Origin of the sequence: Limnohabitans sp. Rim28 (assembly GCF_000293865.2) — a bacterium.
GTDB lineage: Bacteria > Pseudomonadota > Gammaproteobacteria > Burkholderiales > Burkholderiaceae_C > Limnohabitans_A.
In genome coordinates this window covers 1-627 of the sequence record NZ_ALKN02000051.1, presented here as the reverse complement: position 1 = coordinate 627, position 627 = coordinate 1, and the positions used below count along the sequence as shown (strand labels likewise).

The 627-nt window shown below is 55.5% G+C and carries 1 protein-coding gene; it reads right to left on the bottom strand.

Annotated elements, in window-relative coordinates; all coding sequences use genetic code 11:
- Positions 1-126: 126 nt before the first annotated feature.
- A partial coding sequence (locus B472_RS16800) for a transposase (RefSeq protein WP_019425621.1) occupies positions 127-627 on the bottom strand: 501 nt, incomplete at its 5' end.

Genomic DNA, 627 nt, shown 5'->3' with positions numbered 1-627 from the left:
GCTCGCTCCAGCGGCGCAAGGTGCGGCAGCTGATGCCAAGCACACCACACGCTTTGTGGCTGCGTGCGCCACAGGCCACCGCCTCGGTGATCAATTGGATGGCCATCTGTTTCATCCTCAGAGGAATCAGTCTTCCTCTTTGGTGCCCCAGATGGCCTGGGCTTTTTTTGACAGCACCAGCAAGGCGGCCGCTTCGGCCAATGCCTTGTCCTTTCTGAGGATCTCTTTTTCCAATTGCTTGAGCTTCTTGCGATGCTGAGCCAAGTCGGCCTTGCTGGCAGGCTCTGAATCAGGCTCAAGCGATTCAAAAGCAGCCTTCCAAGCGTCCAGTTGTTCGGGGTACAGGCCGTGTTGCCGGCAGTATTCAGAGCGCTGGGCCTCGTTCAGAGCGGCCGTTTGAATGATGGCGGCCAACTTGGCTTTGGAATCCCAGTCATCTGGGCGTGAAGACTTTGCAGGCACAACGAATCCTTGGTTGCGAAAGAGTTTTTTCCAAGAATACAAGGTCGGCACGGCCACACCGGTGTCGCGGCTGATTTGGGCAACGCTTTGGTTGTGAGGCGGCATCATCTTTTTGACGATCTGTTCTTTGAATTGCGGGCCATAGACTGGCATGAGTTCCATCTT